We start from the raw sequence: 1,299 nt of genomic DNA, 5'->3' as shown, positions 1-1,299 counted from the left end.
GAGAGGTGAAAGTCCTCTTACCAGGTATTCGCAGAGCCGAAGGTTAGCGAAAGGGCAAGGGCGTGAGCGAAGCTTTCTGGGCATTACGTTCAGCCGACGAGAAATGAAGGTTAAAGTCAGCGCGAAAGCACTGATTAAACTGAAACAGACCGTCAAACAGCTGAGCCGTCGAACGAGAGGTCATTCAATAAACCAGATAATCACAGAATTAAGAAAATCCCTGCTTGGTTGGAAAGCGTACTTCGATATATCTGAAGTGCTGAGTCCTCTGCGAGATCTGGACAAATGGATTCGACGCCGATTGCGATGTTATCTTTTGAAGCAATGGGGAGGGAAAGGCTACAGAGTGCTTAGACGATTAGGCGTGAGTCAGTACCTTGCATGGAATACAGCAAAGTCAGCACACGGAGTTTGGCGTTTAAGTGGCAGTCCAGCCTTAACCCAAGCATTGCCGAATAGATACTTTAGAAATCTTGGTCTGCCTTCATTGGCAGAAAGATGAAATGAAAGTGATTTGAAACGCCGTGCTACGTGATCCGTATGGCCGGTGTTGTGGGAGGAGCAGAGTTGTGAGACTCTGCCCTATCCCGATTATGCTCCTATACAAATCATTGAGTTCACAATTTGTAAAGTTCTATTGTGCGTGCTAGAGTTCACAATAAGTGAATGTAGAGGCTTTTATGCACGTTATCTCAAGAAAGCCGTTTAACGATGCTACACATAAGTATCCAAACGATGCTACTGCGATAGAAGCAGTCTATAAGTCATTGAGAAATGGTGATTTTCGTAGCCCGAATGAGTTGAGATCACTATTCCCCAGTTTGGATAATTTCAAGTACAAAGATAAATGGTGGGTAGTAGATATTGGTGGCAACAACCTTCGACTCATAGCTTTCATTGAGTTCAGGGATTGCAGAATGTATGTCAAACACATCGTCTCACACGCTGAGTACGACAAACTATGTAAAAAGTACGCAAAGGAGGCTGGTACATGAGATACACAAATCTAAAGCAAAAGGCTGTAGACTTTTTCTCTGAAGCAGGCTTTGTAAGTCGCATTCATAGTGAGGAAGAGTATGAGCAAGCTCTGGAACTGATGGAAGAACTAATCGAAGATTACGATAAATATCTTCCTCTAATTGAAGTACTCTCTATCTCCATTGAAAAATGGGAAGATGAGTCTGAGGGTTTCTCGGATTTCAATAAAAGGGTTGAAGCTCTGGATGATGGTGTAGCTGTTCTAAGAACACTAATGGATCAATATCAGCTAAAAGCTGATGATTTAAAAAGTGAACTGGG

The 1,299-nt window shown here is 42.9% G+C and carries 2 protein-coding genes and 1 pseudogene; all 3 read left to right on the top strand.

What is annotated here, in order from left to right; genetic code table 11:
- Window positions 1-103: 103 nt before the first annotated feature.
- Window positions 104-502, top strand: a complete 399-nt coding sequence (locus tag KDK17_RS19505; RefSeq protein ID WP_373690694.1) for a group II intron maturase-specific domain-containing protein — start codon at window positions 104-106, stop codon at window positions 500-502.
- Window positions 503-680: 178 nt separating this feature from the next.
- Entirely contained in the window at window positions 681-995 is a 315-nt protein-coding gene (locus KDK17_RS07615) for a type II toxin-antitoxin system HigB family toxin (protein WP_257287756.1), read from the top strand.
- A pseudogene (locus KDK17_RS07610) lies at window positions 992-1,299 on the top strand (hypothetical protein); the annotation flags it as partial. The gene KDK17_RS07615 and the pseudogene KDK17_RS07610, both read left to right, overlap by 4 nt.

The organism is Endozoicomonas sp. SESOKO2, assembly GCF_024606245.1.
Lineage (GTDB): Bacteria > Pseudomonadota > Gammaproteobacteria > Pseudomonadales > Endozoicomonadaceae > Endozoicomonas_A.
This window is presented reverse-complemented; position numbering and strand designations above follow the sequence as displayed.

Bases quoted from the DNA above. Each gene is read 5' to 3' on its own strand.
- KDK17_RS07615 (WP_257287756.1), top strand. From the start codon at position 681: ATGCACGTTATCTCAAGAAAGCCGTTTAACGATGCTACACATAAGTAT.
- KDK17_RS19505 (WP_373690694.1), top strand. From the start codon at position 104: ATGAAGGTTAAAGTCAGCGCGAAAGCACTGATTAAACTGAAACAGACC.